This is a genomic window from Pseudoroseicyclus sp. H15, from assembly GCF_054353345.1.
Window position 1 is genome coordinate 1 of sequence record NZ_JBTHJE010000007.1, and the last position, 18,918, is coordinate 18,918.

Here is an 18,918-nt window from a genome sequence, read left to right on the forward strand (position 1 = left end):
CAACCTGAAGCTGTCGGCCGAGCTGATCTACCCGATCGCCATGGAAGAGGGCCTGCGCTTCGCCATCCGTGAAGGCGGCCGCACCGTCGGCTCCGGCGTGGTCTCGAAGATCCTCGCCTGATCTGAGCATTAGCTAAGTTGGAAGGCCGTCCTTCGGGGCGGCCTTTTTCTTTGGGCGCCGTCAGTCTGGCGCGTGACCGAGAAGGCAGGCCTCCGTCTCGTCATCCACCGGTGCGAGCAGCTCCACCTCCAGCCCCGCGATGGCCGCGTCATGGATCGAGGCGAGCCGACCCACCAGCGACGACATGGTGAGCGTCACCCCGTCCGGCCCCGTCAGCCGGGCCGGCACGAAGGGCGGCGGCGGGTCGGTGCTGGCGAGCCGCGCCGGCACATGGTCGAACAGCCCCTCGGCGCGGGCCTGATCGAGCCGGCGGGCGAGGGCGGGGTTCTCGGCGGCGGCGCCCAGCATGCGGAAGTAGAAGACGAGGCTGACGTCCTGCCAGTTCTGCACCCGCGCCCGGAACGCGGGCGACAGGAAGATCTCGAAGAGCGAGGGCATCTCGCCGGGGGGCGCGCCCAGCGAGGCGGTGAGCGCGAGGCCCGGCCCGTTGGCGCGCAGCACCTGCCACGACCGGTCGAGCACAAAGCCCGGGAAGGGCCAGTGCCGCAGCACGCGCCGCTCGATCCGGTCGAGCAGCGCCTCCATCTCCGCCGCGCCGAAATCGTCATGGCGGAAGGGGTTGGCCAGCCCCGCCGCATCGAAGAGCATTGCCCGTTGCGGCAGCGACAGCGCGAGTCCGGTGCAGAGGCGGATGAGAAACTCGCGCGTCGCCCGGCTGCGCCCGCTTTCGATGAAGGAGACATGCCGCTGCGTGGTGCCGAGCGCGCCGGCCAGCGCCAGCTGCGACAGGCCGAGATCGCTGCGGAGCGTTTTGAGCGCGGAGCCGAAGGCCATGATACCCTCCAAGGGAATTGAGGTGATACCTTCGGAAGCCTAGCTCGGGATCAGTCATCCTTGAAAGGACATTGCGATGCTGACCTGGCTGCTCATCGGCTCTGCCGTCTACCTGCTCACCTGCTACGTGCCCGCCCTCATGCTGATCTCGCATATCTCCATCGGGCGCTTTCTCGCCTCGCGCGACGAGGAGCCCCTGAAGAACGCCGTGCATGGCCGCGCCGAGCGGGCGGCGCGGAACTTTCGCGAGAATTACCCGGTGTTCATGGGGCTCGGCATCCTCGCCCTCGTGGTGCCCGGCACCAACATGCCGCTGGCGATCTTCGGCGCCGCCGTCTTCGTGCTCGTGCGCATCCCCTATCTGCCGATGTACATGGCCGCGATCCCGGTCTGGCGCTCCATGGTGTTCATGGTCGGCTGGACGGGGATGGTGCTGATGGGCGTGGCGCTCGTCTGGCCGGCCTAGGGTTGGCGCGGCTCGCCCAGCATGGCGTCGGCGCGGTCGGTGATCGCGTCGAGATGCGCGGTGAGCGAGGCGGTGGCGACGGCACGCTCCGCCTCGGTCGGCTTGCGGGCGAGGGGGCCGGCCTCCCAGGGGGCCAGCACCATGGCGCCGCGCGTGAAGGGGCGGGGGAAGAGCGTGCGATCCCAGCTGCCAAGGCGCCACGACCGGGCCTGAGAGATCGCCATGCCCCAGACGGGCACCCCGGCGATGCGGGCCCAGTCGACGGGTACGGGCTTGAGCTCTCGCGCCGGGCCGGCGGGGCCGTCGGCGGCGATGCCGATGGAGATGCGATCCTCGCGCAGGCGCTTCAGGACCGTGCGCATCTGCGCCATGGTCGAGGCGCCGGGGGGCATGAGCATGGGCGAGAAGCCCTGCTTGGCAAAGACATCGGCCATCATCGCGCCGATGGCGGTGCCTTCGTTGAGGGTGGAGAGCGGCGCGCCCTTTGGCCAGCATTGTGCTGCGAAGGCGATGCGCGAATGCCAGAGCACCACGATCACCGGCCCCTCCTGCAACTGCGCCCGCAGCGCATCTTCGCCTTCGCGCTGCCAGCGCGTGGTGGCGGCGCAAAAGCGGATCCAGAGGTTCAGCAGCGCGGCGACGAAGCGCCGCAGCCAGAGCGAATCCCGCAGGCGGACGGCGAGGGAAGGGCGGTGTTCGGCCATGGCGGCACCCTGCCGCGCCGGCCGGGGGGAGGCAAGGCGAGGCGCCCCACTTGCCGCGCGTGGTCCCTTACGGCAGAGACAGATCGCGGCGGACGGGGGGCAGGCATGACGGGATCACGGCAAGGGCATCTGGCGATGCTGCTGTTCTCGGCGCTGGTTGCGGGCAGCTTCCCGCTCGGTGCTTTGGCCGCGCCGCATATCGAGCCCGCGGCGCTCAACGCCCTGCGCTTCTGGTGCGCCTCGGCCATCCTCGCGCCCATCGTGCTGGCGCGGCATGGGCGGCCGAAGCGGCTGATCCCGCCCGCGCCCTGGCGGCACACCTTTCTCGGCGGGCTTTTCGCGATCTACTTCGTCACGATGTTCGAGGGGCTGAAGACGGCGCCGCCCGTCGCGGCCTCTGCCGTCTTCACGCTGACGCCGATCATGTCGGCCGGTTTCGGCTGGCTGCTGATGCGCCAGCGCCTGACCGGGCGGATGGCGCTGGCTCTGGCGCTTGGCGGGGCAGGGGCGCTTTGGGTGATTTTCCGGGCGGATTTCGCCGCGCTGCTGGCGTTTCAGGTCGAGCGGGGCGAGGCGATCTTCTTCATCGGCTGCATCAGCCACGCGCTCTACACGCCGATGGTGCGCTTTTTGAACCGCGGCGAGAGCGCGCTGCAATTCACCCTGCCGATGCTGGTGGCGGGTGCGATCATCCTGACCATCTGGGGCTGGGGCGACCTGATGCGCACCGACTTCGCGGCGCTGCCGGGCATCGTGTGGGTGACGCTGGCCTATACCTCGGTCTTCGCCTCGGCGACGACCTTCGTGCTGCTGCAATTCGCCACGCTGCGGCTGCCGGCGGCCAAGGTGATGGCCTACACCTATCTCACGCCGTCCTGGGTGATCCTGTGGACGCTGGCGCTTGGCGATACGCTGCCGCCGGTCGCCATTTTGGCGGGCGTCGCCCTTTCCATCGCGGCGCTCGCGCTGCTGCTGCGCGAGGATGCGGCGCCGCCCCGGGCCTGATGGCCCAGCGACGGCTGTAGGGCTGTCAGCCTTCCGAGCCGATCATGAAGCAGGTGGTGCCCCGCGCCTGCAGGCGGCGGCAGGCCAGGTCTGCCCCCTCGCGGGTGAGGCCCATGAAGTTGGCGTCGTAGCCGGTGTTCATCTGCACCACGCGGCGCAGCGAGCCTTCCAGCGTTACCGTCTCGGCCAGGGCCACGCGGATCAGCACGCGCTCCGCCTCGCCGCGCGAGTTGTAGCGGCCGACGTTGATGCCCCAGGTGTGCCCGCCGGAGGTCGACAGACGGGTGACGATCTCTGGCTCTGCCTCGGGCAGGCTGCCCGGCTCAATGGCCTCGGCGGTCATGATCAGCTCGGCCGGCCTGGCTGGCGGCGCGGCAACGGCGCGGGGCGCAAGCTCGGAGGCATCGGCTGCGACGAGGAGCGTGCCGTCCGGTGCCGCAGTAGCGGCGGGGCCCGTGGAGGTGGAGGCTTCGGCGATGATCGCATCGGCCAGAGCGAGGGCGATGGCATCCTGGCCGCTGCCGGCTGCGGGCGCAGGGGCGCCGGGGCCGCCGGGCCGGGCCATGGGCCGCAGCGAGCTGTTGATAATGCCAGAGACGCGGATGGTGCGGGCCGCCGGATGGTCGATCGAGGCCGATCCCGGCGGGGCCGTCGCCACGACCTGCGCGCCTTCGCGGAGCGTCACCGCAGGCGGCGGTTCGGGCCGGCTGAGCCGGGCGTTGGCCGGGGCGCGCGAGAAGCCGAGGTCGAGCAGCTCGCTGACCTTCTGGTTGCGCTGCGCGGTCGAGGTGCCGCCGAAGACGGTGGCGATGATGCGCACATTGCCGTGCTGGGCGCTGGCGACGAGGTTGTAGCCCGCTGCGTTGGTGAAGCCCGTCTTGATGCCGTCGGCGCCGGGATAGCTGTCGAGGAAGCGGCGGTTGGTGTTGCTCACCGTGGCCATGCCGGCATCCGCCGTGCGGCGCGAGAACAGGTTATAATACTGCGGGAAGTCATAGATCATGTGGCGCCCGAGCACCGACATGTCGCGCGCGGTCGAGAGGTGCCCCTCTGCCGTCAGGCCATTCATGTTGACGAAGGTGGTGCTGTTCATCCCCATCGCGCGAGCGGTGGCGTTCATCCGCCGGGCGAAGGCCTCCTGGCTGCCGGAGATGGCGACGCCGATGGCCGTGGCCGCATCGTTGGCCGAGCGAACGGCAGCGGCGCGGATGAGATAGCGCAGGCGGATCGTCTGCCCCGAGCGCAGCCCCAGTTTCGAGGGCGGCATCGCGGCCGCGTCGGCGGTGATGACGACATCGGTATCGAGAGAGATCTCGCCGCGCTGCACCGCCTGGAAGGCGATGTAGAGCGTCATCATCTTGGTCAGAGACGCCGGATGGAGCCTCGTATCAGCGTTCTGCTCATGCAGAACTTCACCGGTTCGCGCATCCATCACGAGCGCGGCGTAGGGCGCCGACCTCGCTGTTTGCGCCAGTAGGGCGCTCACGAAGACGAACAGAATCAGCAGGCCCAGACGGGCCGTCCTAAACGTGGATAGCGGCATGGTTTCACTGCCCGATTTTCTGCCTCACGGCTCCGCTTCTGTGGCGGATGCCTTTTGATTGAGACGAAGCTAGCACGGCGATCCTGAGCCGAAAACACTTCATTTTCCAAACTGATCGCAGGTGAAGCTCATGTGCGGCACACATGTGGTGTGTGCCTGCAGGCCCTCACCCAGACCTTGTTCGGCGATGAAAATTTTAAGTAAATATTGCCTCTAAATGAGGCGATCCACGAGATCGGGCAGCTCGCCGAGCATCGGGATGCGGTGAAAACGCGGGCCGGCTTCGGGGTCGTCCGCCTCTTCCAGCGCCCAGGTTGTCTCATGCGGCACATGTACCCCATGCGCGCCGCTTTCCAGCGCTGGGATCACGTCGGACTTCATTGAATTGCCGGCCATCAGGGCGAAGTCGGCGCCCGCGAAGATACGCGCATAGGTGCCGGCGGTCTTGTCGGAGACGATCTCGACCGCATCGAAGGCGTCGCCCAGGCCCGATTGCGCCAGCTTGCGCTCCTGGTCGAGCAGGTCGCCCTTGGTGATGAGCACCACCCGCCCGCGGCCCGCCAGCGCCTCGACCGCCGCCTCGGCCCCGGGCAGCAGCTCGATGGGGTGGCGCAGCATCTCCTGCCCGGCAGCGATGATCTCTGAAATCACCTGCCCGGGCACCTGGTTGTCGGTCACCTCCAGCGCGGTCTCGATCATCGACAGGGTGAAGGCCTTGATGCCGAAGCCGTAGTGGCCAAGGTTGCGTCGCTCGGCGGCGAGCAACCTGTCGGCCAGCGTTTCGGGCTCGGCATGGTCGCCAAGCAGCCAGACGAATCGGTCCTGCGTGAGGCGGAAGAACTTCTCGTTGTGCCAGAGCGTGTCGTCTGCATCGAAGCCGAAGACGCGATTTTGCCGCCCCATGCCCAGATTCCTCCGCAAACCGGCCTTTGCAGTGACCGTTCAGCCCCTATATAACCCCGACACAATCATTGCACGGGTGAGACGAAAGCGGACCATGCTGGCCGATTTCTACATGATGGCGACAGGCCCTGACGACGGCGACGGCGATGATGACGTCGGGCTGAAGCTGGAGCCGCGCGCGAAAACGAAGCGCCCCCCGCTCTACAAGGTGCTCATTCTCAACGACGATTACACGCCGATGGAATTCGTCGTGCATGTGCTCGAACGCTTCTTCGGCATGAACCATGCCCAGGCCTTCGAGCTGATGCTGACGGTTCACAAAAAAGGCGTGGCGGTCGTCGCCGTGTATTCCTACGAGATTGCCGAGACGAAAGTGGCGCAGGTGATGGATTTCGCCCAGCGGCACCAACACCCGCTGCAATGCACGATGGAAAAGGAATAGGCGCGCCACTCAGCGCCTGACCCATGGCAAAATCCAGACCGGCCTCCGCCCTCTCTGAAGGGGTTCTTGTCCTGCCGCTCGGGGGCCGCGTTCTCGCGATCCGTCCGCGGCCGGATGCTGACCTCTCGGCCCTTCCGCAGGACCGCATGATCGTTGAGACGGGCTTTCGTCCCGATGCCGATTACTGGGCTGCCTCCGGCTACCAGCTCGCCGAGCCGGGCGAGACGGCGGCGGTGGCGATCGTCTTCCTCCCCCGCTCGAAGGCCCTCGCCAAGGCGCTGATCGCCGATGCGGCGCGCCGTGCGCCGGTGGTGGCGGTCGACGGGCCGAAGACGCACGGGGTTGATTCGCTCTGGCGCGAGGCCCGCAAGAGGCTGGGCGACCTGCCCTCTGACACGCGCGATCACGGTCGACTCTTCGTGATGTCGCCCGGCGACGCCCTGGCCGATTGGGCCAGCGAGGGGCCGGTCGCAGGGCCTGACGGCTGGGTGCGCCAGCCCGGCATCTTCTCCGAGGACGGGATCGACGCAGGCTCTGCCCTGCTGGCCGAAGCGCTGCCCAAGAAGCTGCCCGCCCGCATGGCCGATTTCGGTGCCGGCTGGGGCTATCTCTCTGCCAAGGTGTTGGAAACAAAAGGTGTCGAGAGCCTCGACCTGATCGAGGCCGAGGCGCTGGCGCTGGATTGCGCCCGTCTCAACATCAAGGATCCGCGCGCCAGCTTCCACTGGGAGGATGCCGCCAACTGGAAGGCGGAAGAGCCCTACGGCGGTATCGTCATGAACCCGCCCTTCCATACGGGGCGGGCCGTCGACCATGCGCTCGGGCAATCCTTCATCGCTGCGGCGCGGCGAAATCTGCTGGCGGGCGGTCAGCTATGGCTTGTGGCCAATCGCCATCTTCCCTACGAGGCCGCCCTCGATGCCGCTTTTTCGCGCGTCGAGGAACTTGGAGGCGATGGAGCCTTCAAACTGTTCCGCGCGACTCGCCCGCGGCGCTGAACTAGGCTTAGGGTCCCTGATAGGGGACGGAGGCAGACATGACCTTCTCGATAGACGGTAAGACAGCCATCGTAACCGGTGGCGCCCACGGCGTGGGCCTGGCCATCGGCCTGCACTTTCTGGAGCAGGGCGCCAACGTCATCTTCGTCGACAGAGACGAAGAGGGGCTGAACGCCGAAGTGGGCGACATCACCGGCGAGGGCAGCTCGGCCCGTCTCTTTGCCGGCGATCTGCGCGAAAAGCTGACCATCGCCAACCTGCTCTCTCTCACGCTCGATGCCTTCGACGGCGTCGATATCTTGGTGAACGCGGCGCGGCAGATCATGCCCACCTCGCTCTTCGACCCCGAGGACAATTCGGTGCCGACCATGATCGAGCAGAACATGGTCGCCTCGCTGCAGCTCAGCCGGATCGTCGCCAAGAAGATGATCAAGCTCACGCCCGAGCCCGAGGGCCCGCGCGGCGCCATCGTGAACATCTCGACCATCGCGGCGCGCATGGCCCACCCCGAGCTGCTGGCCTACTCGGTGTCGAATGCGGCGCTCGAGCAGATGACGCGCTCGATGGCCGTGGCGCTGGCGCCTGAGAAGATTCGCGTCAATGCCGTCTCCTTCGGCTCGGTCATGAGCAATTCGCTGCAGGAGCGCATCAAGGACGATGACGAGATGCGCGAGCGCGTCGTCGCCCGCACCCCGCTTGGTCGCATCGCCAGCCCGCGTGAGCTGGCAGAATCGGTGCAGTTCCTCGCCTCGGAGGGCGCGGGCTTCATCACCGGGCAGGTGCTGACGGTGGATGGCGGCCGCAGCCTTCTCGACCCGGCCGCCTGCTCGGCGTTCTAGGCCCCGATTATTCCGGGTAGGCCTGGCGGCAGGCATTGGCCTGCGACTGGGCCTGCGCCGCCTCCCGGTCGCGCTGGCGCTCCAGCGAGCTCAGCTTGGCGCGCTCTGCGTCGAGATCCAGCGCCACTGGTACGCGGCGGTCGACCGTCTCCGTCTCCTGGCATTCGTAGGTGAAGGGCTCGCCGCTGGCCGTCTCGCCGCGGCAGAGCCGGTTGCGCACCCGCACCTCCTGCTCGGTGGTCAGGCCGTAGCCGCGCTCGATATTGCCGCGCGTCTGGGCGATCAGCCCGCCGAGCGTGCGCAGATCCTGAGTGGCGCGGGCGATGCATTGCTCCTGCGGCGTGGCGCAGGCAGCGGCGAGAAGAGGCAGGGCGAGCAGAAGGCGGCGCATCTGTGACAGCTCCAGGGCTTGGGTTCACCGCCGGTTTGCGCCAAAAGGCGGCGGTTATTCAATATCGGAGGCAGCCATGCCGGACAGCGGCGCCATGACGGCGGAAAAGGAGCGGGCGAGCGGCTGGTTCCGCCAGCTCAGGGACGAGATCGTCGCGGCCTTCGAGGCGCTGGAAGACAGCCAGCCGGGCGACACGCCCGCCGGTCGCTTCGAGGTGAAAGAGACGCGCCGCGGCGGCGAGGGCGAAGAAGGCGGCGGTGGCCTGATGAGCGTGATGCGCGGTGGCCGCGTCTTCGAGAAGGTGGGCGTCAATGTCTCCGCCGTGCATGGCGAGCTGGGCGAGGCGGCGCAGCGCAGCATGGCGGCGCGGGGTGTGCCGGGCGTGGCGGAAGACCCGCGCTTCTGGGCCTCTGGCATCAGCCTCGTCGCCCATATGCAGAACCCGCATGTGCCTGCGGTGCATATGAACACCCGCATGTTCTGGACGCCGGCTGCCTGGTGGTTCGGCGGTGGCAGCGATCTGAACCCCTGCCTTGAGTACGACGAGGACACGGCGCACTTCCATGCCGTTCAGAAGGAGCATCTCGACCGGCATGGGCAGGAGCACTACCCGCGCCTGAAGGCCTGGGCCGACGAGTATTTCTACATTCCCCACCGCCGCCGCGCCCGCGGCGTGGGCGGCGTGTTCCTCGACGATCATTGCACCGGCGACTGGGAGGCGGATTTCGCGCTGATCCAGGATATCGGTCGGGCGTTCCTGCCCGCCTATCTGCCGCTGGTGGAAAAGCGGCGGAGCCAGGACTGGGGCGAAGCCGAGCGCGAGGCGCAGCTCATCCACCGCGGGCTCTATGCCGAGTACAACCTGGTCTATGACCGGGGCACCAAGTTCGGCCTGGCGACGGCACATGACCCCGATGCCGTGCTCATGAGCCTGCCGCCGCTGGCGAAGTGGGTGTGACGGCGGGCGGCGCTCGCCTGCCGGCAATCGCCCCGCCCGCCGTCCCTTAAAGCTGGCCCCTACTGCTAGCGCGTGTTGGCGATCGCCAGCGCCGCCGCCATGCAGATGGCGTCTTCGGTGAGGCCGGTGCTCGTCTGGTCCCATTCCTCGATCGCGCGTTTGCGCGCGGTCAGGCCGACGTAGGACGAAGCCATCGCCGCGGCGATGCCGAGCGTTGCACCCTCGACCCCCTTGCGCGGCGGCGCCAGGGCCGCCCCGGCAAAGCCGGCGGTGATGGTGCGGGCCAGCAGGCCAAGGAAGACTGTGCGGTCGGGCGCCGTCTTCATCTTGTCGCCGGCCATCTCAAGCCCGGCCATCGTCATACCGCCCGCGGCAATCAACGGCTCAGACATGAACCGCCCCTCGGGCGTGTCATAGGGCAGAGCATCGCGCCGGGCGGCAACGGCGAGGGCGGCGAGCGGTGTCATCGAGCGCTGGCCGGCGACGAGGCCCATGAGGATCGAGCGTAGCATTGTGCCTCCTGTCGAAATCCTGGTTCAACGGGCAGGCAGGCGAGACTGTTCCTCGCAGGGGGCGCGCCGCTCCACCGACGGCGCTGGTGCATGGGGCGGGCGGCTCTGCGCCGCCCGTTCGCGATCAGGCGGTTCCGCGCACCGTGTCGATCATCAGCTGCACGTTCTCCGGGTCGGCATCCGGGGTAATCCCATGGCCGAGGTTGAAGATATGCGGCCCGCCCGAGAAGGCTTTCACGATGGCCCGCGTCTCCTCCACCAGCGCGTCGCCGCCGGTGACCATGTGATGCGAGGCGAGGTTGCCCTGCACGCAGCCGTCCCGCTGCACATGCGCAGCCGCCCAATCGGGCGTGACGCCATCGTCGAGCGCGATGCAATCGGCGCCGATGGCTTCGTGTGCCCCCTCGAAGCGCGCACCCGCGCCGCGGGGAAAGGCGATGACCGGCAGGCCCGGGTGGCGCTCTTTCAGCGCCGCCGTGATCGCCCGCATCGGGGCCAGCGAATAGCGCTCGAAGGCAGCGCCCTCCAGCGAGCCGGCCCAGCTGTCGAAGAGCTTCACGACCTCGGCCCCGGCCTGAACCTGGGCAGAGAGGTATTCCACCGTCGCCTCGGTGAGCAGGTCGATGATGCCCGCGAAAGTGGCCTCGTCCTCGGCCATCAGCGCATGGGCCGGGCCCTGGTCAGGTGTGCCGCGCCCGGCGATCATGTAGGTTGCCACCGTCCAGGGCGCGCCGGCGAAGCCGATCAGCGCCGTCTCCTCGGGCAGCTCGCGGCTGAGGATCTGCACCGTGTCATAGACGGGCCCGAGCGTGTCATGGATGGCCGAGACCGGGCGCAGCGCCGCCAGCTCTTCCGCGCTCGTCACCGTCTCCAGCCGCGGGCCCTCTCCGGGAACGAACCACAGCTTGGTGCCCAGCGCCTGCGGCAGCAGCAGGATGTCTGCAAACAGGATCGCGGCATCGAAGCCGTAGCGGCGGATCGGCTGCAGCGTCACCTCGGCGGCGAGATCGGGCGAGTAGCACAGCGACAGAAAGTCGCCGGCCTGGGCGCGGGTCTCGCGGTATTCGGGCAGATAGCGGCCAGCCTGGCGCATCATCCAGATCGGGGGAATGGGCAGGGTCTCGCCCGCCAGCGCCCTCAAGAGGGCCTTGTCCTTATGCATCACGGGTCCTTCCATCGGCCCCCCTCGTCCCGCCCGGGGGGCGCCTTGTCAAGGCGGCGCGGCGCCCTCGCCGCGCACACCCTTGTCAAGCCGCGGCAGACGTCCTAGCCAGCCGGCCATGCCCGATCTGCCCTCTCCCTCCGCCCCGCTGCGCATCGGCACCCGCGGCTCGCCGCTGGCGCTGGCCCAGGCGCATGAAACCCGCTCCCGGCTGATGGAGGCCTGGGATCTGCCGATGGAGGCCTTCGAGGTGGTCGTCGTGCAGACGACGGGAGACCGCGTGCAGGACAGGGCGCTGAAGGAGCTTGGCGGCAAGGGCCTCTTCACACGCGAGATCGAAGAGGGGCTGATCCGCGCCGAGCTCGATATCGCCGTCCATTCCATGAAGGACATGCCGGTGCTGCAGCCCGAGGGGCTGGCGCTCGATTGCTACCTCCCGCGCGAGGATGTGCGCGATGCCTTTGTCTCGCTCGGCGAGGGCGAGGCCACGCTGGCCGCGTTGCCGCAGGGCGCCACTGTCGGCACCTCCAGCCTGCGGCGCCGCTCGCAGCTTCTGGTGCGGCGGCCCGATCTTCAGGTGGTGGAGTTCCGCGGCAATGTGCAGACCCGCCTGCGCAAGCTGCGCGAGGGCGTGGCCGAGGCGACCTTCCTCGCCATGGCCGGGCTCAATCGTCTGGGCATGGTGGGCACGGTGCCCGCCGCGCCGCTCTCGCCCGACGAGATGCTGCCCGCCGTCGCCCAGGGCGCCATCGGCATCGAGCGCCGGGCGGACGATCGCAACACCGCCGCCCTGCTCGAGCCGCTGCACGATGGTGAAACCGGCATCCGCCTCGCCGCAGAGCGCGCCTTCCTCGCCGCCCTCGACGGCTCCTGCGAGACACCCATCGCCGGCCTGGCTGAGCTATCGGGCGGTACGATCCGCCTGCGCGGCGAGATCCTCAAGCCCGACGGCAGCATCGCCCATACCGGCGAGAGCTCCGGCCCGACCGAAGCAGCCGCCGCGCTCGGCCGCGATCTCGCCGCCGAACTGCTCGACCGGGCCGGCGAAGGCTTCTTCGGCTGGCGCGCCTGAGCCAACCCGGCCCCCTAAACCTTCGACTGCCAAATATCCCCGGGGGTCCGGGGGCAGACAGCCCCCGGCGCTCTCCACCCGAGCTACCCCTCCGGAATCGTCTTCCCCGGGTTCAGCAATCCGAGCGGATCGAGCGCCGCCTTCACCGCCCGCATCGCCTCCAGCGCCACCGGATCCTTCAGCGCCCGCATGGCCCCGAGCTTCGAGCGCCCGATGCCGTGCTCGGCCGAGAAGCTGCCGCCCATCTCCACCGCCGTGCCATCGATGAGAGCGCGCAGCTCCTCGGCCCGATTCATGGCGGCCTCGCCCGGGTAGAGCGTGTAATGGATGTTCCCGTCGCCGAGATGGGCGACGACCATGTCTTCCGCCCCCGGCACGAGCGCCGCGATCCTCGCCCGCACCTCGTCGAGAAACGGCGCCACCGCGCCCAGCGGCACGGCGATGTCGCAATCGACGCAGGGCTGGCGCGCGAAGGTCAGCTCCGCCGCCGCCTCCCGCCGCGCCCACATCTCGGCCCGCTGCGCCTCGGACGCGGCGATGACCGCATCGGCGATCAGGCCCTCCTCCAGCGCGCCGGCGAGCAGGACCTCCAGCTGCGCCGATAGCCGGGGCTGGCCGTCGTCGCCCGGCGCCGCATCGGCCTCTGCCGGCGAGGCGAGCTCGATCATGACGTTGTGCGCGTGCCGCTCTGCGAAGGGCTCGCGCGCGCCGGCGATGTAGCGCAGATGGCCTTCGATATATTGCGCTGGCATGTATTCGCAGGCGACGACCTTGCCGCCCGTCTCGTCCTGCAGCCGGTTGAGCAGTGCCAGCGCCGCCGGCAGCGAGGCGGCGGCGCAGATCGCCGTGGCGCGGATGCGGGGCGCGGGCACGAGGCGGAGCATGGCGGCGGTGATGATGCCGAGCTGGCCCTCGGCGCCGATCAGCAGATGGCGCAGGTTCAGCCCCGAATTGTCCTTGTGCAGGGCGGACATGAGGTTCAGCACCCGCCCGTCGGCCAGCACCGCCTCGATCCCCAGGCAATTCTCGCGGGTATTGCCATAGGCCAGCACGTTCGAGCCGCCGGCGTTGGTCGCGAGCATACCCCCGATCCGTGCCGAGCCGCGCGCGCCGAAGGTGACCGGGAAAAGCAGGCCCTGCGCGTCTGCCGCCGCATGCAGGCTGTCCAGCACAACGCCGGCCTCGACCTCGGCCACCCGCTCCTCCGCCGAGATGCGGCGGATGGCATTCATCCGCTCGGTCGAGAGCATTACCGCCTCCGGCCCCGCCGACGAGCCGCCGGTAACGCTGGTATGGCCCGAGACCGGCACGATCGCCTGCCGGTGCCGGGTGGCGAGCGCCATGAGCGCTGAGACCTCTGCCGTATTCGCCGGCCTCACCAGCCCTGCCGGGTCGCTGGGGTAATGGCCCGTCCAGTCGTGCCGCCACGGCGCCAGCGCCGCGCGCTGCAGCACATTGCCCGGGCCCACGATGGCCGCCGCCTCGTCAAGAAATGCCATGGCTCACCTCCGCCGCCTTGATGCCGCGAAGCGCTGCCGGTGGGAAGCGCGCGAAAGAGGGTTGCGCGCGCGCAGACCCTGCCGTAAGAGGCGCGCGGTCTGGCGGTGTAGCTCAGTTGGTTAGAGCAACGGAATCATAATCCGTGTGTCCGGGGTTCGAGTCCCTGCACCGCTACCATCCCCCCCTCATCATGCCGCGCCCCGACGCCCCACCAGGCGTCGCGCCCCCTGTCTTTGCTCCTGGAAATCCTCGGGGGGGCTGGCTTCGCCAGCGGGGGGCAGACAGCCCCCCTCCCACACCGGCCATCCCGCGCTGCCCCTTCCTCTTGCCTCTGCACTCCCCATCCCTCACAGATCGGCCCCAGGAAGGACCAGAATGACAGCCCAGACCCGCCCCTCCAGCCCGCCTGCCGACACAGCCCGGATCCGCGCCGAGATGGCGCGCGTGCTGCGTTGCGAGGCCGAGGCGCTGGAGATGCTGGCCGGGGGGCTGGACGACAGTGCCGCCGAAGCGGTGCGCCTGATCCGCGAGGCGCCGGGCCGCGTCGTCGTCACCGGCATGGGCAAATCCGGCCATGTGGCGCGCAAGATCGCCGCCACCTTCGCTTCGACCGGCACGCCGGCGCAATTCGTTCATCCCGCCGAGGCGAGCCATGGCGACCTCGGCATGATCGCCTCCGGTGACGTCGTGCTCGCCATCTCGAATTCGGGCGAGACGGCGGAGCTGGCCGATGTCGTCACCTATTCGCGCCGCTTCTCGATTCCGCTGATCGCCATCACCAAGGTGCCGGGCTCGTCGCTGGGCCGGCAGGCCGATCTGATCCTGCAACTCCCCGATGCGCCCGAGGCCTGCCCAATGGGCCGCGCGCCCACCTCCTCCACCACCGCCAGCCTGGCGCTGGGCGACGCGCTGGCCGTGGTGCTGATGACAGAGCGCGGCTTCAAGGAAGAGAGCTTCCACGCCTATCACCCCGGCGGTCGCCTGGGCGCGCAGCTGTTGACGGTGCGGGCGCTGATGCATTCGGGCGAGGCGCTGCCGATGCTGGCGCCCGACACACCGATGAGCGAGGGCATTCTGGAAATCACCGCCAAGGGCTTCGGCACGGCGGCGGTGATCGAGCAGGGCCGGCTGGCCGGCATCATCACCGACGGTGATTTGCGCCGCAACATCAAGGGCCTGATGGAGCGGTGCGCCGGCGAGGTCGCGACCCGCGATCCGCTGACCATCGCCCCGGATGCGCTCGCCTCCGAGGCGCTGGCGCTGATGAATGCCCGCAAGATCTCGACCCTCTTCGCGGTGGGAGAGGACGGCGCGGTCGAGGGCCTGATCCATATCCATGATTGCCTGCGGGCGGGGGTTGCATGAGCGTCACCATTCTCATCCCGGCGCGCTATGCCTCGACCCGCTATCCCGGCAAGCCGCTGGTCGAATTGCAGGGGCCGGACGGCGCCAAGAGCCTGATCCAGCGCAGCTGGGAGGTCGCCATGGCGGTGCTCGGCGTCGATTCCGTGCATGTGGTGACGGATGACGAGCGCATCCGCGCGGCGGCGGAGGGGTTCGGCGCCTCTGTCCTGATGACCTCCTCTTCCTGCCGCAATGGCACGGAGCGCTGCGCCGAGGCGGTGGTGAGCGCGGGCCTGACCTCCGACATCATCGTAAACCTGCAGGGCGACGCGCCGCTGACGCCGGTGTGGTTTCTCACCGCCCTGATCGAGGCGATGCAGACGTGGCCGGATGTCGACGCCGCCACCCCGGTGCTGCGCTGCGACGAGGCGACGCTGGCGAATTTCCTCGATGACAGGCGCAACGGCCTCGTCGGCGGCACCACCGCCGTCTTCGGCCGGCAGATGCAGGCGCTGTACTTCTCGAAGGAGGTCATACCCTTCACCGGCGCCCGCGCGCCCGGCGCCCCGGTGCCGGTGTTCCACCATGTCGGCGTTTATGCCTATCGCCCGAAGGCGCTCGCCGCCTATCTCGACTGGCCGGTCGGCGAGCTTGAGGCGCTGGAAGGGCTGGAGCAGCTGCGCTTTCTCGAAAACGGCGCGGCGATGCGCTGTGTCGAGGTCGAGGCGCGGGGCCGGGTGTTCTGGGAGCTGAACAATCCGGTCGACGTGCCGCGCATCGAAGCGGCTTTGAGGGAGATGGCATGAAGCACGTTCACATCGGCGATGTGCAGGTTGGCAACGATCTGCCCTTCACGCTCATCTCCGGCCCCTGCCAGCTGGAGAGCCTCGATCACGCCCTGATGCTGGCCGAAACGCTGGCCGAGGCGGCCGAGGCCACCGGCACGGCCTTCATCTTCAAGGCCAGCTACGACAAGGCCAATCGCTCGTCGCTTTCCGGCGAGCGCGGGCTTGGCATCGAGAAGGGCCTTGAGGTGCTGGCCGAGGTGCGCGCCCGCATCGGCTGCCCCGTGCTCACCGATGTGCATGACACCCCGCAGGTGCAGCGCGCGGCCGAGGTGGTGGACGTGCTGCAGATCCCTGCCTTTCTCTCGCGCCAGACAGACCTGCTGCTCGCAGCCGGCGAGACGGGCAAGGCGATCAACGTGAAGAAGGGCCAGTTTCTGGCACCCTGGGACATGGCCAATGTCGCCGCCAAGCTGGAGAGCACCGGCAACGACAAGATCATGCTCTGCGAGCGCGGCGCGAGCTTTGGCTACAATATGCTAGTCAGTGACTTCCGCGCGCTACCGATCATGGCCCAGACGGGCTGGCCGGTGGTGTTCGACGCCACGCATTCGGTGCAGCTGCCGGGCGGGCAGGGCACCTCTTCGGGTGGCCAGGCGGAGTTCGTGCCGCCCCTGGCCCGCGCCGCGCTCGCCGTGGGCTGTGGCGCGGTCTTTATCGAGACGCACGAAGAGCCGGCACGGTCACCTTCGGACGGGCCCAACATGGTGGCCCTCGCCGATATTCCCGATCTTCTGGCGCGGCTGCGCGCCATCGATGACCTTGTAAAGGGCCGCTGAAAGACCGTTTTTTGATCTCTGGGTGGAGCCGGGGTTAAAACAGTGTCGCAAATTTGCCCAAAAAGCAGTCAATTTGCGCGCCCTCACCTGACGGGTTGCCCTGCGAGGCTTTCCATCATGGCCGGAGTTTCTATTCTCCCAGAGCGAGAATCGACGAAAATCGGCCTACATTTTGGGACGGTTTGATGAAGGCCCGCTGCGGCGATAACGAAATGTTGCGGTTGAGGCGAGAGGCCCCATTGGCTAAGAATTTTTTGAAACAGCGGCTTGGGTTTAGTAGGATATGGTTCAGATGAGCGCTGTTGCGCCCAAGGCTGTCGATACGGCACCGGAAGACGACGACGTTATCGACATCGGCGCTCTGCTTCGGACGATCTGGCGCGGCAAATTCATCATCCTTGCCTGTATTCTGCTGGCTGGCATCGTCGGGATCTGGCGTGCCTATGTGGTGGCGGTGCCGCTCTACACGGCGAAGTCAGTCGTGATGATGCAGCCGCAACAGAGCAATGTGATAGACCTTGAAAGCGTCGTCGGCGGCTTCGGCGGGACCGACAGCGAGATGGTCTCGGAGATCGAGGTCATCCGCGCCCGCTCTTTGATGGGCCGTGTCGTGGACGACATGAACCTGGTCGAAGATCCGGAGTTCAACCCCTACATCGAAGTCGAGCCTGAGCCGGGCCTCGCCACCGATATCGAGCAAGGCGTCGAGGCGTCGAAGACCTTCGTGAAGTCGCTCTTCGGCATCACGCCCGCAACGCCGGAGCAGCTCGCCGTGAGCCGCACGCCGGAGCGTGTGCGTGACGTCGTCATCAACAACCTGCTCGATGCAGTGTCGGTGACGAATACGCCGAATGGCTCCTACGTCTTCAACATTACCGTCACCACGACCTCGCCGCAGAAATCGGCTGCGCTCGCCGATGCGATCGTGAATCTCTACATCGACCAGCAGCTTCAGGTGAAATTCGACGCCACCGAACAGGCGACGACCTGGCTGACGGATCGGGTGACCGAGCTCGAAACGGATCTGCAAACGGCCGAGGCGCGCGTTTCGCAATTCAATGCGGAAAACGAGTTGGTCTCGCCCGAGGCAATTGCCGCGCTGGAGCGCCAGCTGCAGGAAATGCGCACCCGGATGTCCGACGCGGCGGCGCAGGTGAGCACGGTGCAATCCCGGATCGACCGACTGCAGGCTGCCGATACGCTTGAAGAGCAGGCCGCTGTCGCCAATGACGCGCAGCTCAATACCCTTCTCGGCCGCGCGGCGACCGACCCCCGCGCCCAAGAAGCTGCCGAGACCCGACTTGAGCAGCTGATCGCGCGGGAAGAGGCCAATCTGCAGCGGCTTCAGGCGCAATATGAGTCCTTCGAGCAGGCCGAGGCGGATATCGAATCCGACTATGTCTCGCAAACGCAATCGCTCACCGAGCTGCAACAGCTCACCCGCGAGGCCGAGGCGAGCCGCCTGCTCTACGAGTACTTCCTGACCCGCCTGAAGGAAACGGCGGCTCAGGAAGGTATCCAGCAGGCTGACAGCCGCATCCTGTCGAACGCTGTCATCCCGTCTAATCCGAGCGCCCCGAACAAGCAGCTCATCGTTGCCGTAGCGGTTCTGCTTGGCGCCATGATCGGCGTAGGCATAGTCCTTGTCCTCGAAATGCGCAGCAACAGCTTCCGCACGGCGAACGATCTTGAGCGGATCACGGGCCGCACGGTTCTCGGCCAACTGCCCATCTTCCCGACGCGCAACCGGCGCTCGATCCTCGACTATCTGCATGAGAAGCCGAACTCGGCAGCGGCGGAGGCGGTGCGTAACCTGCGCACCTCGATCATGTTCTCCAACATCGACAACCCGCCCCAGTTGGTGATGGTCACCTCGTCGCAGCAGGGCGAAGGCAAGACGACCACTTCTATTGCGCTGGCTCAGAACCTGGCCTCGATGGGCAAGAAGGTGCTTCTGATCGAGGGCGATATCCGCCGCCGCACGTTCGGCCAGTATTTTGGCGACGAGAGCACCGAGCGTAAGGGCGGCCTCGTCTCAGTATTGACTGGCGACGTGGCGCTCGAGGATGCGGTGATCAAGAGCAAGCTGCTCGGGGCCGATGTGCTGCCGGGCGAGAAGTCGCGCTCGAACGCGGCGGATGTGTTCTCGTCCGAGCGGTTCAAGGAATTCACCCAGCACATTCGAGGGCTTTACGACTACATCATCCTCGACACGCCGCCCGTGCTGATCGTCCCCGATGCTCGCATTGTCGCCGGCCATGCCGATGCCGTCGTCTTCGTCGTGCGTTGGGACAGGACTAGCCGCCACCAGGTGATGGAAGGCTTGCGGATGTTCGAGACCGTCGGTCAGGGCGTGACGGGCACCGTTCTCACCCAGATCAACCCGCGCGGCATGCGGCGCTACGGCTATGGCGCCAATTACGGCTACGGCTATTCCTACGGGAACAAGTATTACTCGAATTAGGGCCGGTCTGGGATACCCCCGTTGCCGGTCCTTTTA

20 protein-coding genes and 1 tRNA gene are annotated in these 18,918 nt (G+C 67.7%); 13 read left to right on the forward strand and 8 right to left on the reverse strand.

Annotated elements, in window-relative coordinates:
* A partial coding sequence (locus ACXN5S_RS16395; RefSeq protein WP_458606041.1) for an EF-Tu C-terminal domain-related protein occupies positions 1-121 on the forward strand: 121 nt, incomplete at its 5' end.
* Positions 122-181: 60 nt separating this feature from the next.
* Here ACXN5S_RS16395 and ACXN5S_RS16400 read toward each other — a convergent pair.
* Positions 182-955: a helix-turn-helix domain-containing protein gene (locus ACXN5S_RS16400; RefSeq protein ID WP_458606553.1), complete on the reverse strand. Its 774-nt coding sequence runs from the start codon at positions 953-955 to the stop codon at positions 182-184.
* Positions 956-1,031: 76 nt separating this feature from the next.
* On the opposite strand from ACXN5S_RS16400, the gene ACXN5S_RS16405 reads away from it, so the two are divergent.
* Positions 1,032-1,421: an MAPEG family protein gene (locus ACXN5S_RS16405; RefSeq protein WP_458606554.1), complete on the forward strand. Its 390-nt coding sequence runs from the start codon at positions 1,032-1,034 to the stop codon at positions 1,419-1,421.
* Here ACXN5S_RS16405 and ACXN5S_RS16410 read toward each other — a convergent pair.
* Entirely contained in the window at positions 1,418-2,125 is a 708-nt protein-coding gene (locus ACXN5S_RS16410; protein ID WP_458606555.1) for a lysophospholipid acyltransferase family protein, read from the reverse strand. The genes ACXN5S_RS16405 and ACXN5S_RS16410 overlap by 4 nt on opposite strands.
* A gap of 105 nt (positions 2,126-2,230) precedes the next feature.
* On the opposite strand from ACXN5S_RS16410, the gene ACXN5S_RS16415 reads away from it, so the two are divergent.
* Positions 2,231-3,130, forward strand: coding sequence for a DMT family transporter (locus tag ACXN5S_RS16415; RefSeq protein WP_458606556.1), 900 nt, complete (start codon positions 2,231-2,233; stop codon positions 3,128-3,130).
* Positions 3,131-3,155: 25 nt separating this feature from the next.
* Here the strand turns inward: ACXN5S_RS16415 and ACXN5S_RS16420 are convergent, their stop codons facing one another.
* Positions 3,156-4,673 carry a D-alanyl-D-alanine carboxypeptidase family protein gene (locus tag ACXN5S_RS16420; RefSeq protein ID WP_458606557.1) on the reverse strand — a complete coding sequence of 506 codons (1,518 nt, stop codon included), beginning with the start codon at positions 4,671-4,673 and terminating at the stop codon, positions 3,156-3,158.
* A 213-nt stretch (positions 4,674-4,886) separates the two neighbouring features.
* A complete protein-coding gene (locus ACXN5S_RS16425) occupies positions 4,887-5,576 on the reverse strand; it encodes an HAD family hydrolase (protein WP_458606558.1) in 690 nt (229 codons plus the stop codon).
* A gap of 94 nt (positions 5,577-5,670) precedes the next feature.
* Here ACXN5S_RS16425 and clpS point away from each other — a divergent pair, with 94 nt between their 5' ends.
* From clpS to ACXN5S_RS16440, 3 genes are all read left to right on the forward strand, one after another.
* Entirely contained in the window at positions 5,671-6,018 is a 348-nt protein-coding gene (gene clpS, locus ACXN5S_RS16430; RefSeq protein ID WP_458606559.1) for an ATP-dependent Clp protease adapter ClpS, read from the forward strand.
* Positions 6,019-6,164: 146 nt separating this feature from the next.
* The gene (locus ACXN5S_RS16435; protein ID WP_458606560.1) at positions 6,165-7,016 is read left to right on the forward strand and encodes a class I SAM-dependent methyltransferase; all 852 of its coding nucleotides are present in this window, start codon (positions 6,165-6,167) and stop codon (positions 7,014-7,016) included.
* A gap of 38 nt (positions 7,017-7,054) precedes the next feature.
* Positions 7,055-7,855 carry an SDR family NAD(P)-dependent oxidoreductase gene (locus tag ACXN5S_RS16440; protein ID WP_458606561.1) on the forward strand — a complete coding sequence of 267 codons (801 nt, stop codon included), beginning with the start codon at positions 7,055-7,057 and terminating at the stop codon, positions 7,853-7,855.
* 7 nt (positions 7,856-7,862) lie between these two features.
* On the opposite strand, the gene ACXN5S_RS16445 is transcribed toward ACXN5S_RS16440, so the two are convergent.
* On the reverse strand, positions 7,863-8,246 hold the full coding sequence (locus ACXN5S_RS16445) for a hypothetical protein (protein WP_458606562.1): 384 nt from the start codon (positions 8,244-8,246) through the stop codon (positions 7,863-7,865).
* Positions 8,247-8,322: 76 nt separating this feature from the next.
* On the opposite strand from ACXN5S_RS16445, the gene hemF reads away from it, so the two are divergent.
* Positions 8,323-9,204: an oxygen-dependent coproporphyrinogen oxidase gene (gene hemF, locus ACXN5S_RS16450; protein ID WP_458606563.1), complete on the forward strand. Its 882-nt coding sequence runs from the start codon at positions 8,323-8,325 to the stop codon at positions 9,202-9,204.
* A gap of 65 nt (positions 9,205-9,269) precedes the next feature.
* Here the strand turns inward: hemF and ACXN5S_RS16455 are convergent, their stop codons facing one another.
* Complete coding sequence (locus tag ACXN5S_RS16455) at positions 9,270-9,716, reverse strand: hypothetical protein (protein ID WP_458606564.1); 447 nt, start codon at positions 9,714-9,716, stop codon at positions 9,270-9,272.
* A 124-nt stretch (positions 9,717-9,840) separates the two neighbouring features.
* Positions 9,841-10,878 (reverse strand): uroporphyrinogen decarboxylase, encoded by a 1,038-nt coding sequence (gene hemE / locus ACXN5S_RS16460; RefSeq protein ID WP_458606565.1) that lies wholly within the window; start codon positions 10,876-10,878, stop codon positions 9,841-9,843.
* A gap of 118 nt (positions 10,879-10,996) precedes the next feature.
* On the opposite strand from hemE, the gene hemC reads away from it, so the two are divergent.
* Complete coding sequence (gene hemC / locus ACXN5S_RS16465; RefSeq protein ID WP_458606566.1) at positions 10,997-11,950, forward strand: hydroxymethylbilane synthase; 954 nt, start codon at positions 10,997-10,999, stop codon at positions 11,948-11,950.
* 83 nt (positions 11,951-12,033) lie between these two features.
* Here hemC and ACXN5S_RS16470 read toward each other — a convergent pair whose 3' ends face one another.
* Positions 12,034-13,449: an FAD-binding oxidoreductase gene (locus ACXN5S_RS16470; protein WP_458606567.1), complete on the reverse strand. Its 1,416-nt coding sequence runs from the start codon at positions 13,447-13,449 to the stop codon at positions 12,034-12,036.
* A 101-nt stretch (positions 13,450-13,550) separates the two neighbouring features.
* Here ACXN5S_RS16470 and ACXN5S_RS16475 point away from each other — a divergent pair.
* The 5 genes from ACXN5S_RS16475 (at position 13,551) to ACXN5S_RS16495 (ending at position 18,882) form a co-directional block, all read left to right on the forward strand.
* Positions 13,551-13,627: transfer RNA gene (locus ACXN5S_RS16475), tRNA-Met, on the forward strand.
* A gap of 198 nt (positions 13,628-13,825) precedes the next feature.
* On the forward strand, positions 13,826-14,815 hold the full coding sequence (locus ACXN5S_RS16480) for a KpsF/GutQ family sugar-phosphate isomerase (RefSeq protein WP_458606568.1): 990 nt from the start codon (positions 13,826-13,828) through the stop codon (positions 14,813-14,815).
* The gene (locus tag ACXN5S_RS16485; RefSeq protein WP_458606569.1) at positions 14,812-15,600 is read left to right on the forward strand and encodes a 3-deoxy-manno-octulosonate cytidylyltransferase; all 789 of its coding nucleotides are present in this window, start codon (positions 14,812-14,814) and stop codon (positions 15,598-15,600) included. The genes ACXN5S_RS16480 and ACXN5S_RS16485 overlap by 4 nt, the downstream gene beginning before the upstream one ends.
* Entirely contained in the window at positions 15,597-16,418 is an 822-nt protein-coding gene (gene kdsA, locus ACXN5S_RS16490; protein WP_458606570.1) for a 3-deoxy-8-phosphooctulonate synthase, read from the forward strand. Before ACXN5S_RS16485 ends, kdsA begins: the two co-directional genes overlap by 4 nt.
* 292 nt (positions 16,419-16,710) lie before the next feature.
* Positions 16,711-18,882: a GumC family protein gene (locus tag ACXN5S_RS16495; RefSeq protein WP_458606571.1), complete on the forward strand. Its 2,172-nt coding sequence runs from the start codon at positions 16,711-16,713 to the stop codon at positions 18,880-18,882.
* The last annotated feature ends 36 nt before the right edge of the window (positions 18,883-18,918 follow it).

What these genes read in the sequence shown, in the direction of transcription:
- ACXN5S_RS16400 (WP_458606553.1), bottom strand. Translation starts at nt 955, where the DNA reads ATGGCCTTCGGCTCCGCGCTCAAAACGCTCCGCAGCGATCTCGGCCTG.
- ACXN5S_RS16405 (WP_458606554.1), top strand. Translation starts at nt 1,032, where the DNA reads ATGCTGACCTGGCTGCTCATCGGCTCTGCCGTCTACCTGCTCACCTGC.
- ACXN5S_RS16410 (WP_458606555.1), bottom strand. Translation starts at nt 2,125, where the DNA reads ATGGCCGAACACCGCCCTTCCCTCGCCGTCCGCCTGCGGGATTCGCTC.
- ACXN5S_RS16415 (WP_458606556.1), top strand. Translation starts at nt 2,231, where the DNA reads ATGACGGGATCACGGCAAGGGCATCTGGCGATGCTGCTGTTCTCGGCG.
- ACXN5S_RS16420 (WP_458606557.1), bottom strand. Translation starts at nt 4,673, where the DNA reads ATGCCGCTATCCACGTTTAGGACGGCCCGTCTGGGCCTGCTGATTCTG.
- ACXN5S_RS16425 (WP_458606558.1), bottom strand. Translation starts at nt 5,576, where the DNA reads ATGGGGCGGCAAAATCGCGTCTTCGGCTTCGATGCAGACGACACGCTC.
- clpS (WP_458606559.1), top strand. Translation starts at nt 5,671, where the DNA reads ATGCTGGCCGATTTCTACATGATGGCGACAGGCCCTGACGACGGCGAC.
- ACXN5S_RS16435 (WP_458606560.1), top strand. Translation starts at nt 6,165, where the DNA reads ATGATCGTTGAGACGGGCTTTCGTCCCGATGCCGATTACTGGGCTGCC.
- ACXN5S_RS16440 (WP_458606561.1), top strand. Translation starts at nt 7,055, where the DNA reads ATGACCTTCTCGATAGACGGTAAGACAGCCATCGTAACCGGTGGCGCC.
- ACXN5S_RS16445 (WP_458606562.1), bottom strand. Translation starts at nt 8,246, where the DNA reads ATGCGCCGCCTTCTGCTCGCCCTGCCTCTTCTCGCCGCTGCCTGCGCC.
- hemF (WP_458606563.1), top strand. Translation starts at nt 8,323, where the DNA reads ATGCCGGACAGCGGCGCCATGACGGCGGAAAAGGAGCGGGCGAGCGGC.
- ACXN5S_RS16455 (WP_458606564.1), bottom strand. Translation starts at nt 9,716, where the DNA reads ATGCTACGCTCGATCCTCATGGGCCTCGTCGCCGGCCAGCGCTCGATG.
- hemE (WP_458606565.1), bottom strand. Translation starts at nt 10,878, where the DNA reads ATGCATAAGGACAAGGCCCTCTTGAGGGCGCTGGCGGGCGAGACCCTG.
- hemC (WP_458606566.1), top strand. Translation starts at nt 10,997, where the DNA reads ATGCCCGATCTGCCCTCTCCCTCCGCCCCGCTGCGCATCGGCACCCGC.
- ACXN5S_RS16470 (WP_458606567.1), bottom strand. Translation starts at nt 13,449, where the DNA reads ATGGCATTTCTTGACGAGGCGGCGGCCATCGTGGGCCCGGGCAATGTG.
- ACXN5S_RS16480 (WP_458606568.1), top strand. Translation starts at nt 13,826, where the DNA reads ATGACAGCCCAGACCCGCCCCTCCAGCCCGCCTGCCGACACAGCCCGG.
- ACXN5S_RS16485 (WP_458606569.1), top strand. Translation starts at nt 14,812, where the DNA reads ATGAGCGTCACCATTCTCATCCCGGCGCGCTATGCCTCGACCCGCTAT.
- kdsA (WP_458606570.1), top strand. Translation starts at nt 15,597, where the DNA reads ATGAAGCACGTTCACATCGGCGATGTGCAGGTTGGCAACGATCTGCCC.
- ACXN5S_RS16495 (WP_458606571.1), top strand. Translation starts at nt 16,711, where the DNA reads ATGAGCGCTGTTGCGCCCAAGGCTGTCGATACGGCACCGGAAGACGAC.